Genomic DNA, 21,331 nt, shown 5'->3' on the forward strand with positions numbered 1-21,331 from the left:
AGCAATAGCAGCGCGCGGCGACGGCCCTTCCGTGCGTGGGGGCGGGCTATGAGAGTCTGTCAGTCGTGACCGACCATGGGGGCAGTAGTTCCGGCGGGCCTGATTCGCGCCGCCCCGTGGGGGCGGGTGTGCCGAAGACCGCCGGTAACAAGCGCCGAGGAAGACCCAGCGGGCCGATCCACGATCCGCTCGGTTTGTACACCGGCGCCAGCGCATCGCAGACCGGCCCCTCGGTATCTTCCGGGCTCATCACACCGCCCGAATCCGCATCCGATCCAAGTCGGCCCGCCGGCGATCACCTGCCGCTGCCGCACCAGCCGCTGCGCGCCCGCTGGGATCCCACCGCCCCGCCCGCCGACGCCCGCAACCGGCAGCGCCCCGATCGCGAGACCAAGAAGCAGAGTCCGCTGGGCCGCTTCGTGAGCACCTACGGCTGGCGCGCCTACGCCCTGCCCGTGCTGCTGGTCATCACCGTCCTGGTCGTCGTGGACGCCCTGCGCCACACCGGCGACGCCAGCACCGGACTCCCCGGCTTCGGCCGTCTCAGCGAGCACACCGACAAGCCCAGCGGCATCATCGGCGGCGCCCCCAAGGGCGACGGCAAGTACGCGGCCGATCTGCCCACCGGCGCGGTCCCGCCCGGCGGGCCCTACACCGACACCGGCGCCGGCAACTGGCACGTGGTGCCCGGCAATACCGCGCAGGTCGGCACCGGCTCCCAGCACGTGTTCACCTACACCGTGGAGATCGAGGACGGCGTGGACACCGCCAGCCTCGGCGGTGATCCGGCGATCGGCCAGATGGTCGACGCCACGCTCGCGAATCCCAAGTCCTGGACCCATGATCCGCGTTTCGGCTTCCGGCGCGTGGACACCGGCACTCCGGATTTCCGCATCTCGCTGACCTCCCGTGACACCACCCGCAAGTCCTGCGGTTTCGAGATCCCGGTCGACTCCTCCTGCTACAACGCCGATCTGGGCCGCGTGGTGCTCTCGGAGGTGCGCTGGGTGCGCGGGGCGCTGGCCTTCGAGGGCGATGTCGGCTCCTACCGGCAGTACCAGATCAATCACGAAGTGGGGCATGCCATCGGCTACCACGAGCACCAGCCGTGCGAGGTCGACGGCGGACTGGCGCCGGTCATGATGCAGCAGACCTTCGGGACCAGGAACAACGACATCGCGAAGCTCGATCCCGAAGGCGTGGTGCCGATGGACGGCAAGACCTGCCGCTTCAACCCGTGGCCCTACCCGCGGGCCTGAGCGCCCTCCACCGCGACGGCGGGCACGGATTCCGTTGCGGCCGCAGGCCGGTGCCGGGCGACGCCCAGACCCGCCAGGGCGCCCAGGGTTGCCGCCGCGGCCGCGGTGAGCAGCGCCGCGCGGAAGCCGTGCTGGACGGCCGTCGTCGAGGTGTAGCCGCCGGCGACGGTGAAAACCGCTGAGGTGACCGCGATTCCGAAGCTGCCGCCGAGCTGGCGCAGGGCGTTGTAGATCCCCGACGCGGTGCCGATGGACTCCGGTCCGACCGAACTGATCGCCGCGTTCTGCACCGCGGGCATGGCGGCCGAGATGCCGATGCCGGTCAGCAGCATCGGCCCGATCAGCGCCGGGTATCCGGCCCCGGCCCCGGCGGCCAGGGCGATCCAGAGCAGGCCGATCCCCGCCAGCAGTAGTCCGGCCACGATCAACCGGCGTTCGCCGATCCGGCTCATGCGCGCGCCCGCTAGCGGTGCGACCACGAAAAGCGTTGCGGTCCAGGGCAGCAGGCGCAGCCCGGAGCCGAGCGGGGTGTTGTGCAGCCCGGCCTGCAGGTACTGGGCGAAGAAGAACGCGGTGCCGAAGATCGCGGCGGTCATCAGGAGCCCCGCCAGATTGGCGGCGCCGAAGCCTGGGCGGGTGAACAGCCGCATGGGCACCATGGGCTGCGGGGTGCGCAGCTCCCAGCCGACGAAGGCCGCCAGCAGCGCACCGCCGCCGAGCAGCGCGCCCAGGATCTCGGCGCTGGTCCAGCCGATCGCATTGCCGCGCACCAGTCCGAGCACCAGCCCGAGCACGCCGAGCCCGGACAGCAGGACGCCGACGGTGTCGACCTGGGCGGCGGGCCCGGTGCTCTCCGTGACCCAGCGGCGGACGGCCGGAATCAGGGCCGCGCCGATGGGGACATTGAGCCAGAAGATCCACTGCCAGGTCAGGCCCTGCACCACGGCCCCGCCGACGACGGGTCCGCCCAGGATGGCCAGCCCGGTGACCCCGGCGAAGATGCCCATGGCCCGTCCGCGCTGGGCGGGCGGGAAGGCCACCCCGAGCAGAGCGAAGGCGGCGGGCATGATCATGGCCGCACCGACGCCCTGCACCGCGCGGGCGGCGATCAGCGCGCCGATGCCGGTGGCCAGCGCGCAGGCGGCGGAGGAGACGGTGAACAGCGTGAGCCCGGCGATGAGCAGGCGGCGGCGGCCGATGCGGTCGCCGATCACCGCGGCGGTCAGCAGGAACACCGCGAGTGCGAGCGTGTAGGAGTTGAAGGTCCAGCCGAGCGCCTCGAGCGACGCGCCGAGCTGGACCCGGATGGTGTTGAGCGCGGTGGTGACGACGAGTGCGTCGAGCCCCACCATGAGTGACGCCACCGAGGTGAGGGCGAGCGTCCAGCGCTGGTGAGTGGTCATGGGGGAGTGACCTTTCGGGTCGGTTGGGGTGTCACGGGTACGTACTCACCGGCTCGCGAAAACTCATCGGCCGCTGGTCGGCGGCCTATCGCTCGACGGCTCGGCGACGCCGTGCTAGCAAGGTGGGATGACCGCCACCGTCGACGACGTGGTCGCCGTCGCCGATTCGCACCGCCCCGAACTGCTCGCCTACTGCTACCGGATGACCGGCTCGCTGCACGATGCCGAGGATCTGGTGCAGGAGATCCTGGTGCGCGCCTGGCGGTCGGCGGATTCCTATGACCCGCAACGGGCTTCGCTGCGCACCTGGCTGTATCGGATCGCCACCAATGTCTGCCTGACCGCGTTGAAGAGCGCGCAGCGGCGGGCGCTGCCGGTCGATCTGGCACAGCCGAATCCGGTGGTGGGGGCGGAGCGTCTCGATCCTTCGCCCGAACTGCCGTGGCTGGAGCCGTTCCCGGACGCGCTGCTCGGGGACGGTGATCCGGCGGCGGTGGTGGTGGCCCGGGAGAGTGTGCGCCTGGCGTTCGTGGCCGCGCTGCAACACCTTCCGCCGTTGCAGCGCGCGGTGCTGATCTTGCGGGACGTGCTGGCGCTCCGGGCCGCCGAGGTGGCCGGGCTGCTCGACACCAGCACCGCCGCCGTCAACAGCGCCCTGCAGCGGGCGCACGCACAGCTGTCCGGCGTCCAGGCGGGTCCCGCCGAACTGGGCGACGACGAGCAGCGCGAGCTGCTGAAGCGCTACGTCGAGGCGTTCGAGGCCATGGACATCGACGCCCTCGAGCGCATCCTGCGCGACGACGTCATGCTCCAGATGCCGCCGTTCCTGGCCTGGTTCCAGGGCCGCGACGCCGTCACCGCCTTCCTGGGCCGGGTCTTCGCCCGCGGCGAGGTCTTCCGCCTGCTACCCACCCGCGCCAACAACCGCCCGGCCCTGGCCGCCTACGTCGAGCGCGGCGATGTCTTCGAGGCCGCCAACCTCCACGTCCTCACCCTCGACCGCGACGGCTTCGCCCGCCTGGACCTGTTCCACTCCCCGGACCTCTTCCGTCTCTTCGACCTCCCCGCCCGGCTGTGACGTGACATCCGTAGGCTTGGGGAAGAACGCCCCGCCCTGCGGTGTTGCAGCAATGGCCGCGAGTTTCCGGCGAATTCGATTGAGGAGTCCGAAGACGTGTCATCGCATCCCTCCCTGCCGCCCCTGGTGGAGCCGGCGGCGGAGCTGACCCGGGACGAGGTCGCCCGCTACAGCCGCCACCTGATCATCCCGGACCTCGGGGTGGACGGTCAGAAACGCTTGAAGAACGCCAAGGTGCTGGTGATCGGCGCCGGCGGGCTGGGCTCCCCGGCGCTGCTGTACCTGGCTGCCGCCGGTGTCGGCACGCTCGGCATCGTGGAGTTCGACGAGGTCGATGCCTCCAACCTGCAGCGTCAGATCATCCACGGCGAGTCCGATATCGGCCGTTCCAAGGCGGACAGCGCCCGCGATTCGATTCTGGAGATCAACTCCGGAATCTCCGTGGAGCTGCACAAGATTCGCCTCGAACCCGACAATGCGGTCGAGCTGTTCAGCCGCTACGACCTGATCGTCGACGGCACCGACAACTTCGCCACCCGCTACCTCGTGAACGACGCCGCGGTGCTGGCCGGCAAGCCCTACGTGTGGGGCTCGATCTACCGGTTCGAGGGCCAGGTCTCGGTGTTCTGGGAGGACGCCCCCGACGGCCGCGGCATCAACTACCGCGACCTCTACCCGGAGGCTCCGCCGCCGGGCATGGTCCCGTCCTGCGCCGAGGGCGGCGTGCTGGGCGTGCTGTGCGCCTCCATCGGCTCGATCATGGTGACCGAGGCGATCAAGCTGATCACCGGTATCGGCGACCCGCTGCTGGGCCGGCTCATGGTGTACGACGCACTGGACATGAGCTACCGCACCATCAAGCTGCGCCGCGATCCGGAGCGTCAGCCCATCACCGAGCTCATCGACTACGACGCGTTCTGCGGCGTGGTGTCGGAGGAGGGCCAGGCCGCGGCCATCGGCTCCACCATCACCGCCCGGGACCTCAAGGAGATGCTCGACGCCGGCAAGGACGTCGCCATCATCGACGTGCGCGAGCCCGTCGAATGGGACATCGTCCGCATCGAGGGCGCGACCCTGATCCCCAAGGACCGCATCCTCTCCGGCGAGGCCCTGTCCGAACTGCCCCAGAACACCCCGATCGTCCTGCACTGCAAGACCGGAATCCGGTCGGCAGAGGCGCTCGCGGCGCTCAAGAACGCCGGTTTCTCAGACGCCACCCACCTTCAGGGCGGAATCATCGCCTGGGCCAACCAGGTCGACCCGTCGCTACCGGTCTACTGACCGAAAACGTTGATTTATCGGGACGTGACAACTGATTTCGGAAGGATCCGGGTAACTCCCCGGGTACGTCCGAAATCGGTGACGCGCCCGACCGCCGGTCGCCGACGACACTCCGACGGCTCCCAGTCTGGCCTTAAGTCGCGGGGAGGCGGTACAGCGGTACCGTACGCGCGTGACCATGACTGCTGTGGAACCTCCCGAGCATGTGCGCTCGACCTTCGGGTTGCGCGAGGAAGTGCCGGTTCCGCTGGGGAACTGGGACGGCGGCTGGCGTTGTGGCGATGTGGTCCTGAGCCCGGTGACCGATCACGCGCGAGCGGCGTGGTCGGCGAAGGTGCGTGAGACCCTGCGGGTGGACGGGCTGCGCCTGGCGCGGCCGGTGCGGGCCACCGATGGACGGTATGTCGTATCCGGTTGGCGCGCCGACACCTTCCTCGAAGGCATGCCGGAGCCGCGGCACGACGAAGTGGTGTCGCTGTCCTTGCGCCTGCATCAGGTGACCGCGCGGCTGGAGCGTCCGCGTTTCCTGGCCGCGCAGCCGGTCGCGCCGTGGGTGGATGTGGATGTCTTCGCGGCCGCGGATCGCGCTGCGTGGGAAGCGGTTCCGCTGCGCAGTCTCAAGCTGGGCGGCATCCTGCAGGCCACCTCCCCGGATGGCGAACGCAGCCAGATCCTGATCACCCAGCTGTCCACGCTGCGCAAACCGGTGACCACTCCCGCGCAGCTGGTGCACGGCGATCTGTTCGGAACCGTCCTGTTCTCGGGCGGTTTCGCGCCCGGTCTCACCGATATCACCCCGTACTGGCGGCCGGCCCCCTGGGCGGCGGCGGTCATCGTGGTCGATGCCCTGTCCTGGGGCGGCGCCGACGACGGCCTGCTGGAACGCTGGGGCGATCTCCCCGAATGGCCGCAGATGCTGGTGCGCGCGGTCATGTTCCGCCTCGCCGTGCACGCCCTGCACCCGCGATCCACCCCCGAGGCGTTCCCGGGCCTGGCCCGCACCGCCGACATGATCCGCCTGCTGCTCTAGGGGGATGAACAGGCGGAAAGGCCGCGCCGGGCGACGAATCCGGCGCGGCCTTTCTGCTCCCCTGAGGATGGGGAACTCTGGAAGGGCGCGCTTCCAAAGTCATTGCCCGAGCATTGCGTGTGCTCAGACGTTGGCGTGGGCCAGGGAGGGTGCGCGTCCGACCGCGAAGGACGAGCGCAGGTAGAACCACCAGCAGATCGCGCCCATGGCGAGGTAGGCCACCACGTAGCCCCAGAAGGCCGGATTCATGCTGTGGTAGTGGGTGTTCGACAGTCGCAGGGCCTGCTGCAGGATCCAGCCGCCCGCCGCGCCGATCGCGCCGATGACGCCGATGGCCGCACCCGCCTGCCGTTTCGCGGAGATCAGGGCCGCCCCGATGTCCTGACCGGTCTCCGAGGCGTGCCGCCGCGCTTCGGCGGTGAAGATCATCGGGATCATCCGGTAGGTCGACCCGTTGCCGACGCCGCTGAACACGAACAGCAGCAGGAACGAGATCAGGTACAGCGGAAAGTTCTTGGCCGACAGCGACGCCACGATGAGCGCGGCGGCCACCGCCATGCCACCGAAGACGTACAGCGTGATCTTCGCGCCGCTGAGCTTGTCGGCGATCCAGCCGCCGAAGGGCCGGCTCATGGAACCCACGAGCGCGCCGAGGAAGGCCAGGTTGCCCAGGGTGCCCATCCAGCCGATCTTGGCCAGGCTCGGGAAGTTGGCCTTGAGCAGGGTGGGGAAGGCGAAGGAGAAGCCGATGAAGGAGCCGAAGGTGCCGATGTAGAGGATCGCCATCACCCAGGTGTGCCGGTTCTTCAGGGCCAGTTTGTAGGACTTGCCATCGGATTTCGCGCCGGACAGCGAGTCCATGTAGCGCAGCGCGCCGAACAGGGCGACGAGGATGAACGGAATCCACACCAGCACAGCGAGAGTGATGCCGAACCGGTAGCCGCCCGGGTTCTTGGCCATGATGTGGGTGCCCAGCGTGATGATGAGCGGCACGAACAATTGTGTCTGTGCCACACCGAGATTGCCGCCCGCGGCATTGATGCCCAGCGCCGCGCCCTTCTTACCCTCGGGGAAGAAGAAGTTGATATTGGCCATCGATGACGAGAAGTTGCCGCCGCCGACACCCGCGAGTGCGGCCAGCACCATGAACACCCACATGGGTGTGCTCGGCTGGTTGATGAAATACGCCAGACCCAGCGTGGGGATCAGCAGCATGGCCGCGCTGAAGGCGGTGAAGGCGCGGCCGCCGAAGCGCGGGATGGCGAAGGTGTAGGGCACACGCAGGGCCGCGCCCACCAGGGTCGGGGTGGAGGTGAGCAGCAGCGCGTTGTTGACCGCGTCGGGATTCTTCGCGCTCAGGAAGGCGAATCCGGCCGAGCCCATGGCGGTGACCACGCTGGCCCACAGCACCCAGACGCTGAATCCGAGGTTCTCCGCGAATACCGAGAAGATCAGATTTTTCCGGGCGGTTTGTTTACCCCCGTTTTCCCAGAATTCATTGTTATCTGGTTCCCAGCGGTCGATCCACCGTCCGCGTCTTTGGAAGGCGAAGGTCGTTTCCGGTGCCTCTACTACGGTTGCCATGAGCAGCTGTCCTCTCGGCTGTCGCGACCGCCCTCATCATGGGTTCCCGGTCGTCGGGGAACCGCTGCGGTCGCGTCCAACCGTAGGAAGCGCTTTTTACATCCGAGTGTTTTTCCGTGACGGAGACGGTAATTCGACCTCACCCGGCGGCGTGTCGCGTGGTGACCTTTCGGTTACTCGAATTTCGTATCAAGCGTCCGGTATTCGGCCATGAGCGAGTCGAGGAAGCAGTTGGCGGTGCGGGCCGCCCGTTCCGGATCGCCGTCGATGACCGCCTGCACCAGTTCGGCGTGCTCGTCATGGTACGTCTCGCCCTCGCGCTCGGACCGGAACCTGATGCCGGCCGCGATGACTGGCAGCAGCGAGTCGTAGAACTCCAGGTATACCGCATTGTGGCTGGCGACCACGATGGCGCGGTGCAGTTGCACGTCGGCCTCGATGGCGGCATCGAAGTCGGTGTCCCAGTAGCGGTTTCGTTCTTCGAGCACGCGTCGCAGGGTCGCGATGTCGGTGTCGTCGCGGCGCTCGGCGGCCAACCGGGCGGCGGTGGTGTCGAGGGCCCGCCGCAGTTCCAGGACATCGCGCTGCTGGGCGTCGGCCAGGTACTCGGTGAGGGTGCCGCCGAGGGTGGAGGTGGAGATGACGTAGGTGCCCGAGCCCTGTCTGCGCTCGAGCATGCCGGCGTGCACGAGGGCCTGGACGGCCTCGCGCACGGTATTGCGGCCGGTGCCGGTGAGTTCGGTGAGCTCGGGTTCGGTGGGGATACGCGAGCCGACGGCCCAACGGCCGGAACGGATTTCGGCACGAAGCTGCTCGGTCACCTGGGCGATGAGGCTCGTGCGCCGGACTGGTTGCACGGGTGACAGCGTACCTTGCCTCACATTCGTTGCATCACATCATCGGGTCATCCTATGATTTCTGGGTGACTGCGACGATGGATGAGACGATGGCCCCGGTGCGGGGCCCTTCCAATGCCCCGAGCGAGACGACCGGGTTCCGCCTCGAAATGTCGAAGCGCGCCCAAGCGCGGAGAGGCGGAGCGGTCGAGGGCCGCCTGCTCGTGCTCGTCGCCATCGTCATGTCCGCGCTCACCCTTCGCGTCGCCGTCACCGCATTCACTCCGCTCGCCGCCCGCATCGGGCAGGACATCGGCTACTCCACCGCGGTGGTCGGCGTGTTCGGCATGCTGCCGACCGCCATGTTCGCCCTCGGCGGGCTGCTGACCCCGGTGCTGTCGCGTCGCCTGGGCCTGGAGACGACCGCCCTGGTGGCCATGCTCATGACCGGTGTCGGCTCGGTGATCCGCGCCCTGGTGCCCGCCACCTGGGAGCTGCTGGCCTTCTCCGCGCTGGCCCTGGCCGGCATGGGCATCGGCAATGTGGTGATCCCGCCCCTGGTCAAGCGGTACTTCTCGGATCGCCTGGCCGCGCTCAGCTCGGTCTACATCGTGATGGTGCAGCTGGGCACCGTGTTCCCGGCCCTGATCGCGGTGCCGGTCGCGGACGCGCACGGCTGGCGGCTGTCGCTGGGCATGTGGGCCGCGCTGGCCTTCGCCGCCGCGCTGCCGTGGATCGCGGTGCTGCGGGTGCGGCGCGACCACGCCCGCGTGGACACCACCGAATTGCCTTCGGAGGCGGCCGAATCCACCGGCAAGGTGTGGCGTTCGCCGGTGGCCTGGGGCATGGCCTTCATGTTCGGCATGACCTCGCTGATCACCTACTCGCTGTTCACCTGGATGCCGACGATCTTCAGCGACGCCGGCGCCAGCGCCTCCTTCGGCGGCAGCATGGTCGGCATCTTCGCCCTCATCGGCCTGGTGGCGGCGTTGAGCGCGCCGATCGTGGTGGGCCGCATGGCCAATCCGTTCCCGGTCGTCATCGGCTGCGCGGTGTTCTTCTTCATCGGCTTCGCCGGTCTGCTGCTCGCGCCGATGAGCGCCCCGCTGCTGTGGGTGCTGGCGGTGGGCCTGGGCCCGTCGACCTTCCCGATGGCGCTGACCCTGATCAACCTGCGGACCCGCACCGGCGCCGGTTCGGCCGCGCTGTCCGGCTTCACCCAGGGTGTCGGCTACTCGGTGGCATGCGTGGGCCCGCTGCTGTTCGGCGCGTTGCACACGATGACCGGGGGTTGGCTGGCGCCGTTCGGCTTCCTGGTGGTGGCGGTCCTGATTCTGATGGCGGGCGCCTGGGTGGCATGCAAGCCGCGGATGCTGGAAGACACCTGGAAATAAATTCACCGTTCGAGTTGCCGAGCCGTGAGGTTGGGGCCATGCTTTGTGGCAAGGCTCTCAACTTCCGGCTCGGTTACGCATTTTCTGGCGTTTCCTGGCGATTTGTGGCTGCCGGAAACCCTTGTGTCACATAGCTGAAACATGAGGTCACTTCTCACGCCGGCTGCCCGATATTCGTGAGCAACCGTTGATTTGCCGGTCATTTCGCGCAGCATCGACGCAATACCGATTTCCTACCTTGAGGCCATCCAGATTTCAGGAGGGCCTCTTGTTGACGACGCTGACCCGCAAGCGCGACATCGAGCATTGGGATGCCGAGGATGTCGCGGCTTGGGAAGCCGGTGGTAAGGACATCGCTCGCCGCAACCTGATCTGGTCGGTGTTCGCCGAGCACGTCGGGTTCTCGGTGTGGTCGATCTGGTCGGTCATGGTGCTGTTCATGCCGACCGACAAGTTCGGCATCGACCCGGCCGGCAAGTTCTTCCTGGGCGCGATGCCCACCCTGGTCGGCGGCTTCATGCGGATTCCGTACACCGTCGCCACCGCGAAGTTCGGCGGTCGCAACTGGACCATCGTGAGCGCGCTGCTGCTGCTGATCCCGACGCTGCTGACGCTGTACTTCGTCAACCAGCCGGGCACCTCCTACACGACCTTCCTGGTCGTGGCGGCCTTCGCGGGCTTCGGTGGCGGCAACTTCTCCTCGTCGATGTCCAACATCAACGTCTTCTTCCCGCAGCGGCTCAAGGGCTGGGCGCTGGGCGTCAATGCGGGTGGCGGCAATATCGGCGTGCCGGTGGTGCAGCTGGTCGGCCTGGCGGTGATCGCCACCCTGGGCAACCACTACGGCAATGCCTCGGTGGTGTGCGCGGTCTACCTGGTCCTGATCGTGGTGGCGGCGCTGGGCGCGGCCCTCTACATGGACAACGTCAAGAACCAGAAGGCCGACCTGTCCTACATGCTCAAGGCGCTGCGGGTGCCGCAGTCCTGGGCCATCGCCTTCCTCTACATCGGCACCTTCGGTTCCTTCATCGGCTACAGCTTCGCCTTCGGCCAGGTGCTGCAGATCAGCTTCAAGGCCGGCGGCGCGAGCGTCGCCGCGGCCACCCTGCACGCCGCGCAGATCGCCTTCATCGGCCCGCTGCTGGGTTCGCTGGCCCGCCCCTACGGCGGCAAGTGGGCCGACCGCATCGGCGGCAGCAAGGTCACGCTGTACACCTTCGGCGCCATGACCGCGGCGGCCGTGCTGGTCGCGGTGGCCTCCACCATGGGTGATCACGCCGGGCACCCGAAGGGCGGCGTGCTGGTGGCCCTGATCGTCGGATTCACCGCGCTGTTCGTCATCTCGGGCTTCGGCAACGGGGCGGTCACCAAGATCATCCCGTCGGTGTTCGAGGCCAAATCCCGCTCCCTGGACGGTGATTCGGCCACCCGGGCAGCCTGGGCCCGCAATACCTCGGGCGCGCTCATCGGCTTCGTCGGCGCCATCGGCGCGCTGGGCGGTGTCGGCATCAACCTGGTGCTGCGCTCCTCCTACGCCTCCACCAAGTCCGCGACCACCGCGTTCTGGGTCTTCATGGCCTTCTACGTGCTCTGCGCCGCCGTCTGCTGGGCGGTCTTCATGCGCCGCCCGAGCCTGCGCTCGCTGACCTCCGAAACCACCGACGCCGATGTCGTCGTCGAGGCCGAGGCTCTGGTCCTCGAAGCCGAAACCGGCTCCGCCGCAACCGATTCCTCGTCCACCTCGTCGGCTCGCGCCTGACGTCCATTCGCGAAAGGGACTGTCATGACCCACAGCATCGAACGCAAAACCGTTGTGGTGGTCGGCCACGGCATGGTCGGACACCGCTTCGTGGAGGCGCTGCGCTCCCGTGACGAGGCCGGAACCTGGCAGGTCATCGTCCTCAGCGAGGAGAAGCTGGCCGCCTACGACCGCGTCGGCCTGTCCTCCTATGTCGGCAGCTGGGAGGCGTCCGCGCTGGCGCTGCCCGGCAACGACTACGCGGGCGACACCCTGGTCGATGTCCGGCTCGGTGTGAAGGCCGACGCCATCGACCGCATTGCCCGCAAGGTCACCACCTCCACCGGTGAGGTGATCGGTTACGACGCACTGGTTCTCGCGACCGGCTCCTACGCCTTCGTGCCGCCGGTGCCGGGCCACGACGCCGAGGGCTGCTTCGTCTACCGCACCCTCGAGGACCTGGACGGCATCCGGACCGCGGCCGAGGCGGCCGGTCCGGGCGCGGTCGGCATCGTGGTCGGTGGCGGTCTGCTCGGTCTGGAGGCGGCCAACGCGCTGCGCCTGCTGGGCATTACCCCGCACGTGGTCGAGTTCAACAAGTGGCTGATGCCGGCCCAGATCGACGAGGGCGGCGGCGCCATCCTCGAGAAGCTGGTGACCGAGCTGGGTCTGGCCGTGCACACCGGTGTCGGCACCTCCTCGATCGAGACCGTCGAGGGCGCGCCGGCCGCCGAGCGGCTGTCGGTCACGTTCTCCGACGAGAGCGAATTGCGCGCCGCGGTCGTGGTTTTCGCGGCCGGTGTGCGTCCCCGTGACGAAATCGCCCGTACCTCCGGGCTGGATGTGGGCGAGCGCGGCGGTGTCCTGACCGACCTGAGCCTGCGCACCTCGGACCCGAACATCTACGCGATCGGTGAGGTCGCCGCGGTGGAGGGCGTCTGCTACGGCCTGGTCGCCCCCGGCTACAACACCGCCGAGGTGGTCGCCGACCGCCTGCTCGGCGGCGCGGGCGAGTTCCCGGGCGCGGACCTGTCCACCAAGCTGAAGCTGCTGGGTGTGGACGTGGCCTCCTTCGGTGACGCGCACGCCCGGACCGAGGGCGCGCTGTCGGTGGTGCTGCACGACGCGGCCAAGGGCACCTACGCCAAGCTGGTCGTCTCCGATGACGCCCAGACCCTGCTCGGTGGTGTGCTGGTCGGTGACGCCACCCAGTACTCGGCGCTGCGCCCGCTGGTCGGCCGCCCGCTGCCGGCCGATCCGGCCGCGCTGATCTCCCCGGCGGGTGCGGAACTGAGCGCGGACGCGCTGCCCGATGACGCCCAGATCTGCTCCTGCAACAACGTGTCCAAGGGATCGATCTGCGGCGCCATCGCCGACGGCGCCTGCGACGTGCCGGCCATCAAGAGCTGCACCAACGCCGGAACCTCCTGCGGCGGTTGCGTTCCCATGCTCAAGAAGCTGCTGGAGCAGTCGGGTGTGGAGGTCTCCAAGTCGCTGTGCGAGCACTTCACGCAGTCGCGCGCGGAGCTGTTCCACATCATCCAGTCGACCGGCATCCGTACCTTCTCGGGTCTGATCGCCAAGTACGGCACCGGAACCGGCTGCGACATCTGCAAGCCGACCGTCGCCTCCATCCTGGCGTCCACCTCGAGCGACCACATCCTCGACGGCGAGCAGGCCTCGCTGCAGGACACCAACGACCACTTCCTGGCCAACCTGCAGAAGAACGGCACCTACTCGGTGGTGCCGCGCATGCCCGGCGGTGAGGTGACCGCCGAGCAGCTCATCACCATCGGTGAGGTGGCCAAGGAGTTCGACCTGTACGTGAAGGTCACCGGTGGTCAGCGCATCGATCTGTTCGGCGCCCGCGTGGAGCAGCTGCCGCTGATCTGGAAGCGCCTGGTGGACGCGGGCATGGAATCCGGCCACGCGTACGGGAAGTCGCTGCGCACGGTGAAGTCCTGCGTGGGTTCGACCTGGTGCCGCTACGGCCAGCAGGACTCGGTCGGCATGGCCGTGCTGCTCGAAAAGCGTTACCGCGGTTTGCGTTCCCCGCACAAGCTGAAGCTGGCGGTGTCGGGTTGCGCCCGCGAGTGCGCGGAGGCGCGCGGCAAGGACGTCGGCGTCATCGCCACCGAGCACGGCTGGAACCTGTACGTGGGCGGCAACGGCGGTCTGACCCCGAAGCACGCGGTGCTGCTGGCCGGCGAGCTCGACGACGAGACACTGATCAAGTACATCGACCGCTACCTGATGTTCTACATCCGCACCGCCGACCGGCTGCAGCGCACCGCGCCGTGGCAGGAGGCCCTGGAGGGCGGCATCGACTACCTCAAGCAGGTCGTCTGTGAGGACAGCCTGGGCATCGCCGCGGATCTGGAAGCGGCCATGGCCAAGCACGTCGAGGGCTACAAGGACGAGTGGGCCGCGGTGCTCGAGGACGAGGGCAAGCTGTCGCGCTTCGTGTCCTTCGTGAACGCGCCGGAGGAGTCGGACCCGACCATCGGTTTCGACGAGACCGGCGAGCGCAAGGTGCCCGTCCTGCTCGGCATCCCGGACATCCCGGTCAATGCGACCCACGCCACAGAGACCGCCACGCACGGGAAATGACTGCTTAACCGCGAGGAAACAGGGCGCCGGTACCAATAGGTAGGGCGTTCGGAGGAGAGTACCGATGACCGTGATCGACACACCCGGCACCGCAGTCACGACCGTTTCAGGTTGGACCCAGGCCTGCCGGCAGGACTATCTGATTCCCGGCCGCGGCGTGGCGGTCCTGCTGAAGGGCGGCCGCCAGGCGGCGCTGTTCCTCACCGCCGACGGGACGCTGTTCGCCGTAGGCAATATCGATCCCTTCGGGCGCGCGGCGGTCATGTCGCGCGGTCTGGTGGGCGACCGCGGTGGTGTGCCGGTGGTGGCGTCGCCGCTGCTCAAGCAGGCCTTCTCGCTGATCGACGGGCGCTGCCTGGACGACGATTCGATTTCGCTGCCGGTGTACGCGGTCCGCGTCGCGGACGGTGTGGTCTCGGTGTCCAACGACCCGGTCCAATTCATCGGCGGTACGGCATGACCGAGGTGGACAGCGGCACCCCGCTGGCTGGCTTCACGGTCGGCATCACGGCCGCCCGGCGCGCCGAGGAACTCGGCACCCTGCTCGCCCGCCGAGGCGCGAATGTTGTTTCCGCCCCGGCCATCCGGATCATTCCGCTGGCCGACGACACCGAGCTGGAGCGGGTGACGCGGCAGCTGGTCGCGGCTCCGCCGCAGATCACCGTGGCCACCACCGGCATCGGCTTCCGCGGCTGGATGGAGGCCGCGGAGGGCTGGGGCCTGGCCGAGGAGCTGCGCGCCACCCTGGGCTCGACCCGCATGCTGGCTCGCGGCCCCAAGGCCAAGGGCGCCATCCGCGCTGCCGAGCTGCGCGAAGAATGGTCTCCCGCTTCGGAATCCAGCGCCGAGGTGCTGGATCACCTGCTGGCCCAGGGGGTCGAGGGCGTCCGGATCGCGGTGCAGCTGCACGGCGCCACCACCGAGTGGGAGCCGGTGCCGGACTTCTGCGAAGTATTGCGCTGCGCCGGAGCCGATGTGGTTCCGGTTCCGGTCTACCGGTGGATTCCGCCGGAGGACCGTACCCCCATGGACCGCCTCATCGAGGGCATCGTCACCGCCGGACTCGATTGCGTGACCTTCACCAGCGCTCCGGCCGTGGCGTCACTTCTCATGCGCGCCAAGGAGACCGGGCTGCTGGAGGCCGTCCTGCACGCCTTCCGCACCCGGGTGCTGCCGGCCTGCGTCGGCCCCATCACGGCCGCGCCGCTGGAGGAGCTGGGCGTCACGACGTCCATGCCCGGCCGCGCCCGGCTGGGCGCGCTGGCTCGCCACGTCGCCGAGGAACTTCCCCGGCGCGCCAACCGGATTCAGGCCGCCGGGCACCTGCTCAGCGTCCGCGGCGGTTGCGTCGTCGTGGATGGCCAGGTGCGCCAGCTGGCCCCCGCGCCCATGGCGCTCATGCGTTCCCTGGCCCGCCAGCCGGGCCGGGTCGTCTCCCGTGAGGACCTGCTCGCCGCCCTGCCCGGTGGTGGCGACGACACCCACGCCGTGGAGACCGCCATCGCCCGTCTCCGCGCGGGCCTCGGCACCCCCAAGGCCATCCAGACCGTCGTCAAGCGCGGCTACCGGCTGGCTCTCGACCCCGCCGAGTGCACCGACAATCCGCACCCGGAGGGTCCGAACCAGGCTGCGCGCCAGCCGGTTCCGGCGCACCCCCAGGGTCTGGGCGCGCGCCGCGAGGTGCCGCCGCGCATCCCCGGCACCCGTGCGCCGCACGCGGAGGTCCCGCCGCCCGCCGCGGCCGCCCGTCGGCCGATCGCCCCGGTGAACGGGACGGCCCGCCCGGTGGGCTTCCCGGCGCAGTCCGTCTCCGCCGCCCGCCCCGCGGTGGCCGCGCGCCCCGGCCGTCCGGCCGGGAGTGCCTGGTGAGCGCGCCGGCGCTGGTGCTCGTCGCGCACGGCACCCGGAGCGCCCGGGGTGTGGAGATGATCGCCGAACTGGCGGGAGCTGTTGCGCGGGAGCTGGGTGCGTCGGCGCTCGCGCACGGTGTCCGCAGCGGGATCGCCGAGACAGGTGCCGGTGCCGATTTCGGGGCCGCATCGGCATCGTTGCGTGAGATCGCGATCGCCGGTACGCCGCGGGTGCGCACCGCGTTCGTGGATGTGCTGGGGCCCTCCCCGGCCGAGGTGTTGCGGGATCTGGATCCGGTTCCCGCCGTGGTGGTTCCGGCCTTCCTGGCCTCGGGCTACCACGTGTATCAGGACGTGCCGCGAGAGGTGGCCGCGAGTGCTCACAGTGCGGTCGCGGTCACCCAGGCGATGGGTCCGGATCCGGCGCTGGCCGAGGTGATGCACCTGCGGCTGCGTGCGGCGGGCTGGCGGCCGGGGGACGCGGTGGTGTTCGCCGCCGCGGGTTCCTCGGACGCGCGGGCGCGCCGGGATGTGCAGCGCGCGGCGCGCCTGCTCTCGGAGCGCGTCGGCACGACCGCCCACCTGGCCTATATCGCGACCGGCGAGCCCAAGGTGCCGGAAGTGGTTGCGGCGGTGCGGGCCTCGGGCGCGCGCCGGGTCTTCGTGGCCTCCTATCTGCTCGCTCACGGGCTGTTCCACCAGCGCCTGCACGAGGCGGGTGCGGACGGTGTCGCCGAGCCGATCGGTGTGCACCCGGCCGTGGTGCGCTTGCTGATCGATCGCTACTTCGCGGCAATAGATTCGCTGACGGCCGTCCGGGTCGCCTGATCGGCACGGTCCGGGCCCGGTCGGATTAGGGGCTCGCCCCGATCCGTTAGGGGCCCGGCCCGAAACCGAATCGCCCAATTCCCCTATCACTTGGTGATTTTCGATTCGCATGGCAACCTTTACCGCAATTCGGTAAAGACCCTGGAGGATCCCCACGTGAAGAAGTTTGTCGTCGCCGCTGTGATCGCGGGCGGTATCGCCGGCCCGGCCGCCACCGCCGCCGCCGATTTCCCCACGATTTACGACCCGTGGACGGCGTGCATCCAGTCGGGCCAGACCTACGACCAGTGCCAGGCGCTGGTCAACAACACCCAGCCGACGGATCAGGGCGCGGGTTTCGGCTGGACCGGTTCCGCCGCCGGCCACTGAATTCCAAAACAATTTAATTTCAGATTCCGGGCCGACGCCGAATAGCGTCGGCCCGAGTCGTGTCCGCGTGATCCACGCCACAGTAGGTACTCCTCAACAGTGGTTAAGGCGCTCCGCTTATGTGCCGTCCTGCGGCCTGACCTGTCTCGCTCACCGGTATTCGCCGGTTCCCTTCGGTTCGGCGGCGATCAGGATGGCGGGATGTCGCCCGAACATCCCGCCCGCCGCGCCGGACTCGCCTCGCAGGCGGCGGTGCGCGCCAAGCGCAAGGCCGAGTGGCTCGCCCTCTTCGCGGCCGACGCGCGCGTCGAGGATCCGGTCGGCATCTCCCCGTATGACCCGGTGGGCGAGGGGCATTCGGGTCACGAGGCCATCGCGGCCTTCTGGGACAAAGCGATCGAGCCCAGCCGAATCGAATTCGAGTGGGCCGATTCGTTCGCGTGCGGCGATGAGGCGGCTTTCACCGGGGCCATTCGCAGCGCACGCCCCGAGGTGGTCGTCGAGGTTGATCTCGTCGCCGTCTACCGGGTGGATGCGGACGGGAAAATCGTTGCCCTGCGGGCGTTCTGGGAACTGGACCGCGCTCGCGTCACGCCGATTTCGGAGTAGCCCTCCGGGCGGATCAGCCCTTCGGGGTCTGCAGGGCCGGGAACCAGATGTCGGTGAGCACACTCGCGGCTTCCTCGGCGGAGACGTCGATGGTGCCCTGCATGGCCCAGCGGGTGAAGAATCGTTCCAGTTGGGCGACAAGGAGTTCCACGCGCAGGCGGGCTTCGTCCTGGCGGTCGGCGGGCCAGCGGGACAGGTAGGAGCTCATGACATTGGGGAGGGCCATGATGCCCTCTCGTGCCACTTCCCGGAATTCGGGTTCGAGGGTGGTGGCCTCGTCCCAGGCGGGCAGTAGGTCCTTGTACTCCTGGAACCAGTCGATGGCGCGCCGCATCCAGGCGGCGAATTCCTCCCGCGAGCCGGTGTCGAGCACGTGGTCGAGGTCCTCGTAGAAGTGCTGGACGCTGGGCAGCGTGCCCTGTTCGGCGATCGCGCGCAGCACATCGGGTTTGCCGGTGAAGTGCAGGTAGAAGGTGGCGCGGCTGCAGCCGACGGCGGCGGCGATGTCGTCGACGCGGACCGGCGCGTACCCCTGCGTGGTGAACAGCTGTTTGGCCGCGTCGATGAGCCGGCTGCGGGTCAGCCGCTTCTGTTCGTCGCGCAGCGACGTGCGCCGGGGCGTGTCGCTCTGGCCAGGTGTCTCGGGGTGGTCTACGTCGGATCGGGTCACGACTGAATGATAGACGCAAGTTCACTCACTAGACACACTGTCTAGCGAGTGTTAGCGTGTGTGGCACATCACGTCCGGCAGGGCTCTGTGACCCGTCGCCGAACCAGGAGAGTGAATTGGCTGCGCTATCTGCACACAATCGTGAATTGCCCAGGGTCTGCGTCATCGGCGCGGGCCCGTCGGGCATCACCGCCGCGAAGCGGCTCGCCGAATACGGCATCCCGTTCGACTGCTACGAAGCCTCCGACGAGGTGGGCGGCAACTGGTACTACAAGAACCCGAACGGCATGTCGGCCTGCTACCAGAGCCTGCACATCGACACCTCGAAGTTCCGGCTGCAGTTCGAGGACTTCCCGGCGCCCGAGGAATGGCCGGACTTCCCGCACCACAGCCAGTTGCACCAGTACTTCAAGGACTACGTCGACCATTTCGACATCCGCGATCGAATCGTCTTCGGCAACAAGGTGATTTCGGCCGAGCGCGGCAGCGACGGCCTGTGGACGGTGACCACCGATCAGGGCCGCGTCGAGACCTACGACGCGCTGATCGTGGCCAATGGCCACCACTGGGATCCGCGTACGCCCGACTATCCGGGTGACTTCGGCGGCACGCTGATCCACTCGCACGCCTACAACGACCCGTTCGACCCGATCGATATGCGCGGCAAGCGCGTCGTGGTGGTGGGCATGGGCAATTCGGGCCTGGACATCGCCTCGGAGCTGTCGCAGAAGTTCATCGCCTCGAAGCTGTGGGTCTCGGCCCGCCGCGGCGTGTGGGTGCTGCCCAAGTACGTCAACGGCAAGGTCGGTGACACCCAGGTGGTGCCGGCGTGGATGCCGCCGAAGGTGGCGCTCAAGCTCAAGCAGCGTTTCGTGGTCAAGAACCGCGGCCGCATGGAGGATTACGGCCTGCCCAAGCCGGATCACCTGCCGTTCGAGGCGCATCCGTCGGCGAGCGAGGAGTTCCTGCACCGGGTCGGCTGCGGCGATATCGATTTCAAGCCCGCGATCACCAAGCTGGACGGCAAGACCGTGCATTTCGCGGACGGCTCGTCCGAAGAGGTGGATGTGGTGGTGTGCGCCACCGGCTACCACATCAGCTTCCCGTTCTTCACCGATCCGGCGCTGCGGCCCGACGAGAACAACAAGCTGCCGCTATACCGCCAGATGATGAAGCCCGAGATCGACAATCTCTTCTATCTCGGCCTGGCCCAGCCGATGCCGACCCTGGTGAACTTCGCCGAGCAGCAGTCCAAGCTGGTCGCGGCGTACCTGTCGGGCAACTACCGGTTCCCGTCACAGACGGATATGACGGCGGCGGTGGCGAAGGCGGAGGCCGAACGCGCCGAGCGCTACTACAACTCGCCGCGGCACACCATTCAGATCGACTTCGACGTCTATGTCCGCGAGCTGAAGAAGGAACTGGTGGAGGGCGCGCGCCGGGCCGATGCGGCCGGGAATGCCCTGCCGGTCCGCAGCCGCGCGCTGGTGCGGGCGTAGAGGTGGGCGGAATGAGCAACGTCGCTGGATTCTGTTCCGAAGAATTCGCTGCTGTGCGTGCGGCTTTCACCGAGCAGGTGGAGTCGGGCGCGGAGCTGGGCGCCTCGGTGTGTGTGACCGTCGACGGCGAACCGGTGGTGGATCTCTGGGGCGGCTACGCCGATCTGGAGAAGACCACGCGCTGGGCCTCGGACACCCTGGTGAACACCTTCTCCATCACCAAGACCATGGTCGCGCTCAGCGTCCTGCTGCTGGTCGACCGCGGTGAGCTGGACGTGCACCAGAAGGTGGCCCACTATTGGCCGGAGTTCGCCGCCAACGGCAAGGCCGATGTCGAAGTGCGGCACCTGCTTTCGCACACCTCGGGTGTCTCCGGCTGGGAGGCCCCCATTGTGCTCTCGGACATCTACGAGACCGACGCGGCGTCGGATCGCCTTGCGGCGCAGGCGCCCTGGTGGGAGCCGGGCACCGCGTCCGGCTATCACGCCATGAACTACGGCCACCTGCTCGGCGCGGTGATCAAGCGGGTCACCGGCCGGCCGCTGGGCCGCTTCTTCGCCGAGGAGCTGGCGGGCCCGCTGGGCGCCGACTTCCACATCGGCACCGCCGCAGAGGATCTCGGCCGCATCGCCACCCTGGTGCCGCCGGAGCTGCCGGAGTTCGACCAGTCGCTGCTGCCGCAGGACAGCGTCATGTTCAAGACCCTGTTCCAGCCGCTGCTGGATTTCGCCGAATGCGGGACCCCGCAGTGGCAGCAGGCCGAGCTGGGCGGCATGGGCGGCCACGGCAATGCCCGCTCCATCGCGCGCCTGCAGTCGCTGATCAGCAATGGCGGCGAGCTGAGCGGCCGGAAGTTCCTGTCGGACAAGACCATCGACCTCATCTTCGAGCAGCAGTCCGACGGCCTGGACCTGGCCATCATGCTGCCGCTGCGCTTCGGCGTCGGCTACGGCCTGCCGCAGCCGCAGACCGCACCGCACGTGCCGGACGGCCGGGTGTGCTGGTGGGCCGGACTGGGCGGCGCGATGGTGGTCAACGACCTGGACCACCGCGTCACCTTCGCCTACGCCATGAACCGGATGGCGCCCGGCCTGATCGGCTCCGATCGTGCCGACGCCTACCTGAAAGCGACCTTCGACACAGTCCGGGGGCGTGCGTGACGGGCTTCACTCGGGCAAGCTGCGAAGATTCGCGCAATCGGATTCGAGGATTTGATTCATGACCAATGCCGTTGATCTGCAGGCTCTGGCCGCTCGGGTGGCCGGGAAGCTGACCGGGCCGGGTGGGCCGTTC

The 21,331-nt window shown here is 68.6% G+C and carries 17 protein-coding genes and 1 pseudogene; 14 read left to right on the forward strand and 4 right to left on the reverse strand.

The features are described from left to right. The first annotated feature begins 299 nt into the window (after window positions 1–299). Complete coding sequence (locus ACWEQQ_RS37345) at window positions 300–1,259, forward strand: DUF3152 domain-containing protein (protein ID WP_452343344.1); 960 nt, start codon at window positions 300–302, stop codon at window positions 1,257–1,259. On the opposite strand, the gene ACWEQQ_RS37350 is transcribed toward ACWEQQ_RS37345, so the two are convergent. Then, window positions 1,244–2,662, reverse strand: coding sequence for a DHA2 family efflux MFS transporter permease subunit (locus ACWEQQ_RS37350; RefSeq protein ID WP_452351523.1), 1,419 nt, complete (start codon window positions 2,660–2,662; stop codon window positions 1,244–1,246). The genes ACWEQQ_RS37345 and ACWEQQ_RS37350 overlap by 16 nt on opposite strands. Before the next feature lie 127 nt (window positions 2,663–2,789). Between ACWEQQ_RS37350 and ACWEQQ_RS37355 the strand changes: the two genes are divergently transcribed. The 3 genes from ACWEQQ_RS37355 (at window position 2,790) to ACWEQQ_RS37365 (ending at window position 6,051) form a co-directional block, all read left to right on the forward strand. Continuing rightward, window positions 2,790–3,740 carry a sigma-70 family RNA polymerase sigma factor gene (locus ACWEQQ_RS37355; RefSeq protein WP_452351524.1) on the forward strand — a complete coding sequence of 317 codons (951 nt, stop codon included), beginning with the start codon at window positions 2,790–2,792 and terminating at the stop codon, window positions 3,738–3,740. A 96-nt stretch (window positions 3,741–3,836) separates the two neighbouring features. Continuing rightward, window positions 3,837–5,021, forward strand: coding sequence for an adenylyltransferase/sulfurtransferase MoeZ (gene moeZ, locus ACWEQQ_RS37360; RefSeq protein ID WP_452343283.1), 1,185 nt, complete (start codon window positions 3,837–3,839; stop codon window positions 5,019–5,021). A 178-nt stretch (window positions 5,022–5,199) separates the two neighbouring features. After that, window positions 5,200–6,051: a TIGR02569 family protein gene (locus ACWEQQ_RS37365; protein ID WP_452343343.1), complete on the forward strand. Its 852-nt coding sequence runs from the start codon at window positions 5,200–5,202 to the stop codon at window positions 6,049–6,051. Window positions 6,052–6,174: 123 nt separating this feature from the next. Here ACWEQQ_RS37365 and ACWEQQ_RS37370 read toward each other — a convergent pair whose 3' ends face one another. Both ACWEQQ_RS37370 and ACWEQQ_RS37375 read right to left on the reverse strand, forming a co-directional pair. Further along, complete coding sequence (locus tag ACWEQQ_RS37370; protein WP_452343282.1) at window positions 6,175–7,635, reverse strand: MFS transporter; 1,461 nt, start codon at window positions 7,633–7,635, stop codon at window positions 6,175–6,177. A 173-nt stretch (window positions 7,636–7,808) separates the two neighbouring features. Further along, entirely contained in the window at window positions 7,809–8,492 is a 684-nt protein-coding gene (locus ACWEQQ_RS37375) for a FadR/GntR family transcriptional regulator (RefSeq protein WP_354834026.1), read from the reverse strand. Between the two features lie 149 nt (window positions 8,493–8,641). Here ACWEQQ_RS37375 and ACWEQQ_RS37380 point away from each other — a divergent pair, with 149 nt between their 5' ends. From ACWEQQ_RS37380 to ACWEQQ_RS37415, 8 genes and pseudogenes are all read left to right on the forward strand, one after another. Beyond that, window positions 8,642–9,865 carry an MFS transporter gene (locus tag ACWEQQ_RS37380; protein WP_452351540.1) on the forward strand — a complete coding sequence of 408 codons (1,224 nt, stop codon included), beginning with the start codon at window positions 8,642–8,644 and terminating at the stop codon, window positions 9,863–9,865. A 268-nt stretch (window positions 9,866–10,133) separates the two neighbouring features. Further along, window positions 10,134–11,624 carry a nitrate/nitrite transporter gene (locus ACWEQQ_RS37385; RefSeq protein ID WP_452351525.1) on the forward strand — a complete coding sequence of 497 codons (1,491 nt, stop codon included), beginning with the start codon at window positions 10,134–10,136 and terminating at the stop codon, window positions 11,622–11,624. Window positions 11,625–11,648: 24 nt separating this feature from the next. Further along, entirely contained in the window at window positions 11,649–14,213 is a 2,565-nt protein-coding gene (gene nirB / locus ACWEQQ_RS37390) for a nitrite reductase large subunit NirB (protein ID WP_452351526.1), read from the forward strand. Between the two features lie 64 nt (window positions 14,214–14,277). Next, on the forward strand, window positions 14,278–14,673 hold the full coding sequence (gene nirD / locus ACWEQQ_RS37395; protein WP_433562717.1) for a nitrite reductase small subunit NirD: 396 nt from the start codon (window positions 14,278–14,280) through the stop codon (window positions 14,671–14,673). After that, window positions 14,670–15,815 (forward strand): annotated as a pseudogene (locus ACWEQQ_RS37400) (uroporphyrinogen-III synthase); the annotation flags it as partial. The gene nirD and the pseudogene ACWEQQ_RS37400, both read left to right, overlap by 4 nt. A gap of 263 nt (window positions 15,816–16,078) precedes the next feature. Next, entirely contained in the window at window positions 16,079–16,891 is an 813-nt protein-coding gene (locus ACWEQQ_RS37405) for a sirohydrochlorin chelatase (RefSeq protein WP_452343276.1), read from the forward strand. Window positions 16,892–16,984: 93 nt separating this feature from the next. Continuing rightward, entirely contained in the window at window positions 16,985–17,260 is a 276-nt protein-coding gene (locus tag ACWEQQ_RS37410) for a hypothetical protein (RefSeq protein ID WP_452343275.1), read from the forward strand. A gap of 99 nt (window positions 17,261–17,359) precedes the next feature. Further along, complete coding sequence (locus ACWEQQ_RS37415; protein WP_452351527.1) at window positions 17,360–17,869, forward strand: nuclear transport factor 2 family protein; 510 nt, start codon at window positions 17,360–17,362, stop codon at window positions 17,867–17,869. A 13-nt stretch (window positions 17,870–17,882) separates the two neighbouring features. Here ACWEQQ_RS37415 and ACWEQQ_RS37420 read toward each other — a convergent pair whose 3' ends face one another. Then, complete coding sequence (locus tag ACWEQQ_RS37420) at window positions 17,883–18,539, reverse strand: TetR/AcrR family transcriptional regulator (protein ID WP_379379487.1); 657 nt, start codon at window positions 18,537–18,539, stop codon at window positions 17,883–17,885. 146 nt (window positions 18,540–18,685) lie between these two features. Between ACWEQQ_RS37420 and ACWEQQ_RS37425 the strand changes: the two genes are divergently transcribed. Further along, complete coding sequence (locus tag ACWEQQ_RS37425) at window positions 18,686–20,038, forward strand: flavin-containing monooxygenase (protein ID WP_452351528.1); 1,353 nt, start codon at window positions 18,686–18,688, stop codon at window positions 20,036–20,038. Between the two features lie 11 nt (window positions 20,039–20,049). After that, window positions 20,050–21,198 carry a serine hydrolase domain-containing protein gene (locus ACWEQQ_RS37430; protein ID WP_452351529.1) on the forward strand — a complete coding sequence of 383 codons (1,149 nt, stop codon included), beginning with the start codon at window positions 20,050–20,052 and terminating at the stop codon, window positions 21,196–21,198. Window positions 21,199–21,331: the final 133 nt, after the last annotated feature.

Source organism: Nocardia sp. NPDC004123 (assembly GCF_053603795.1).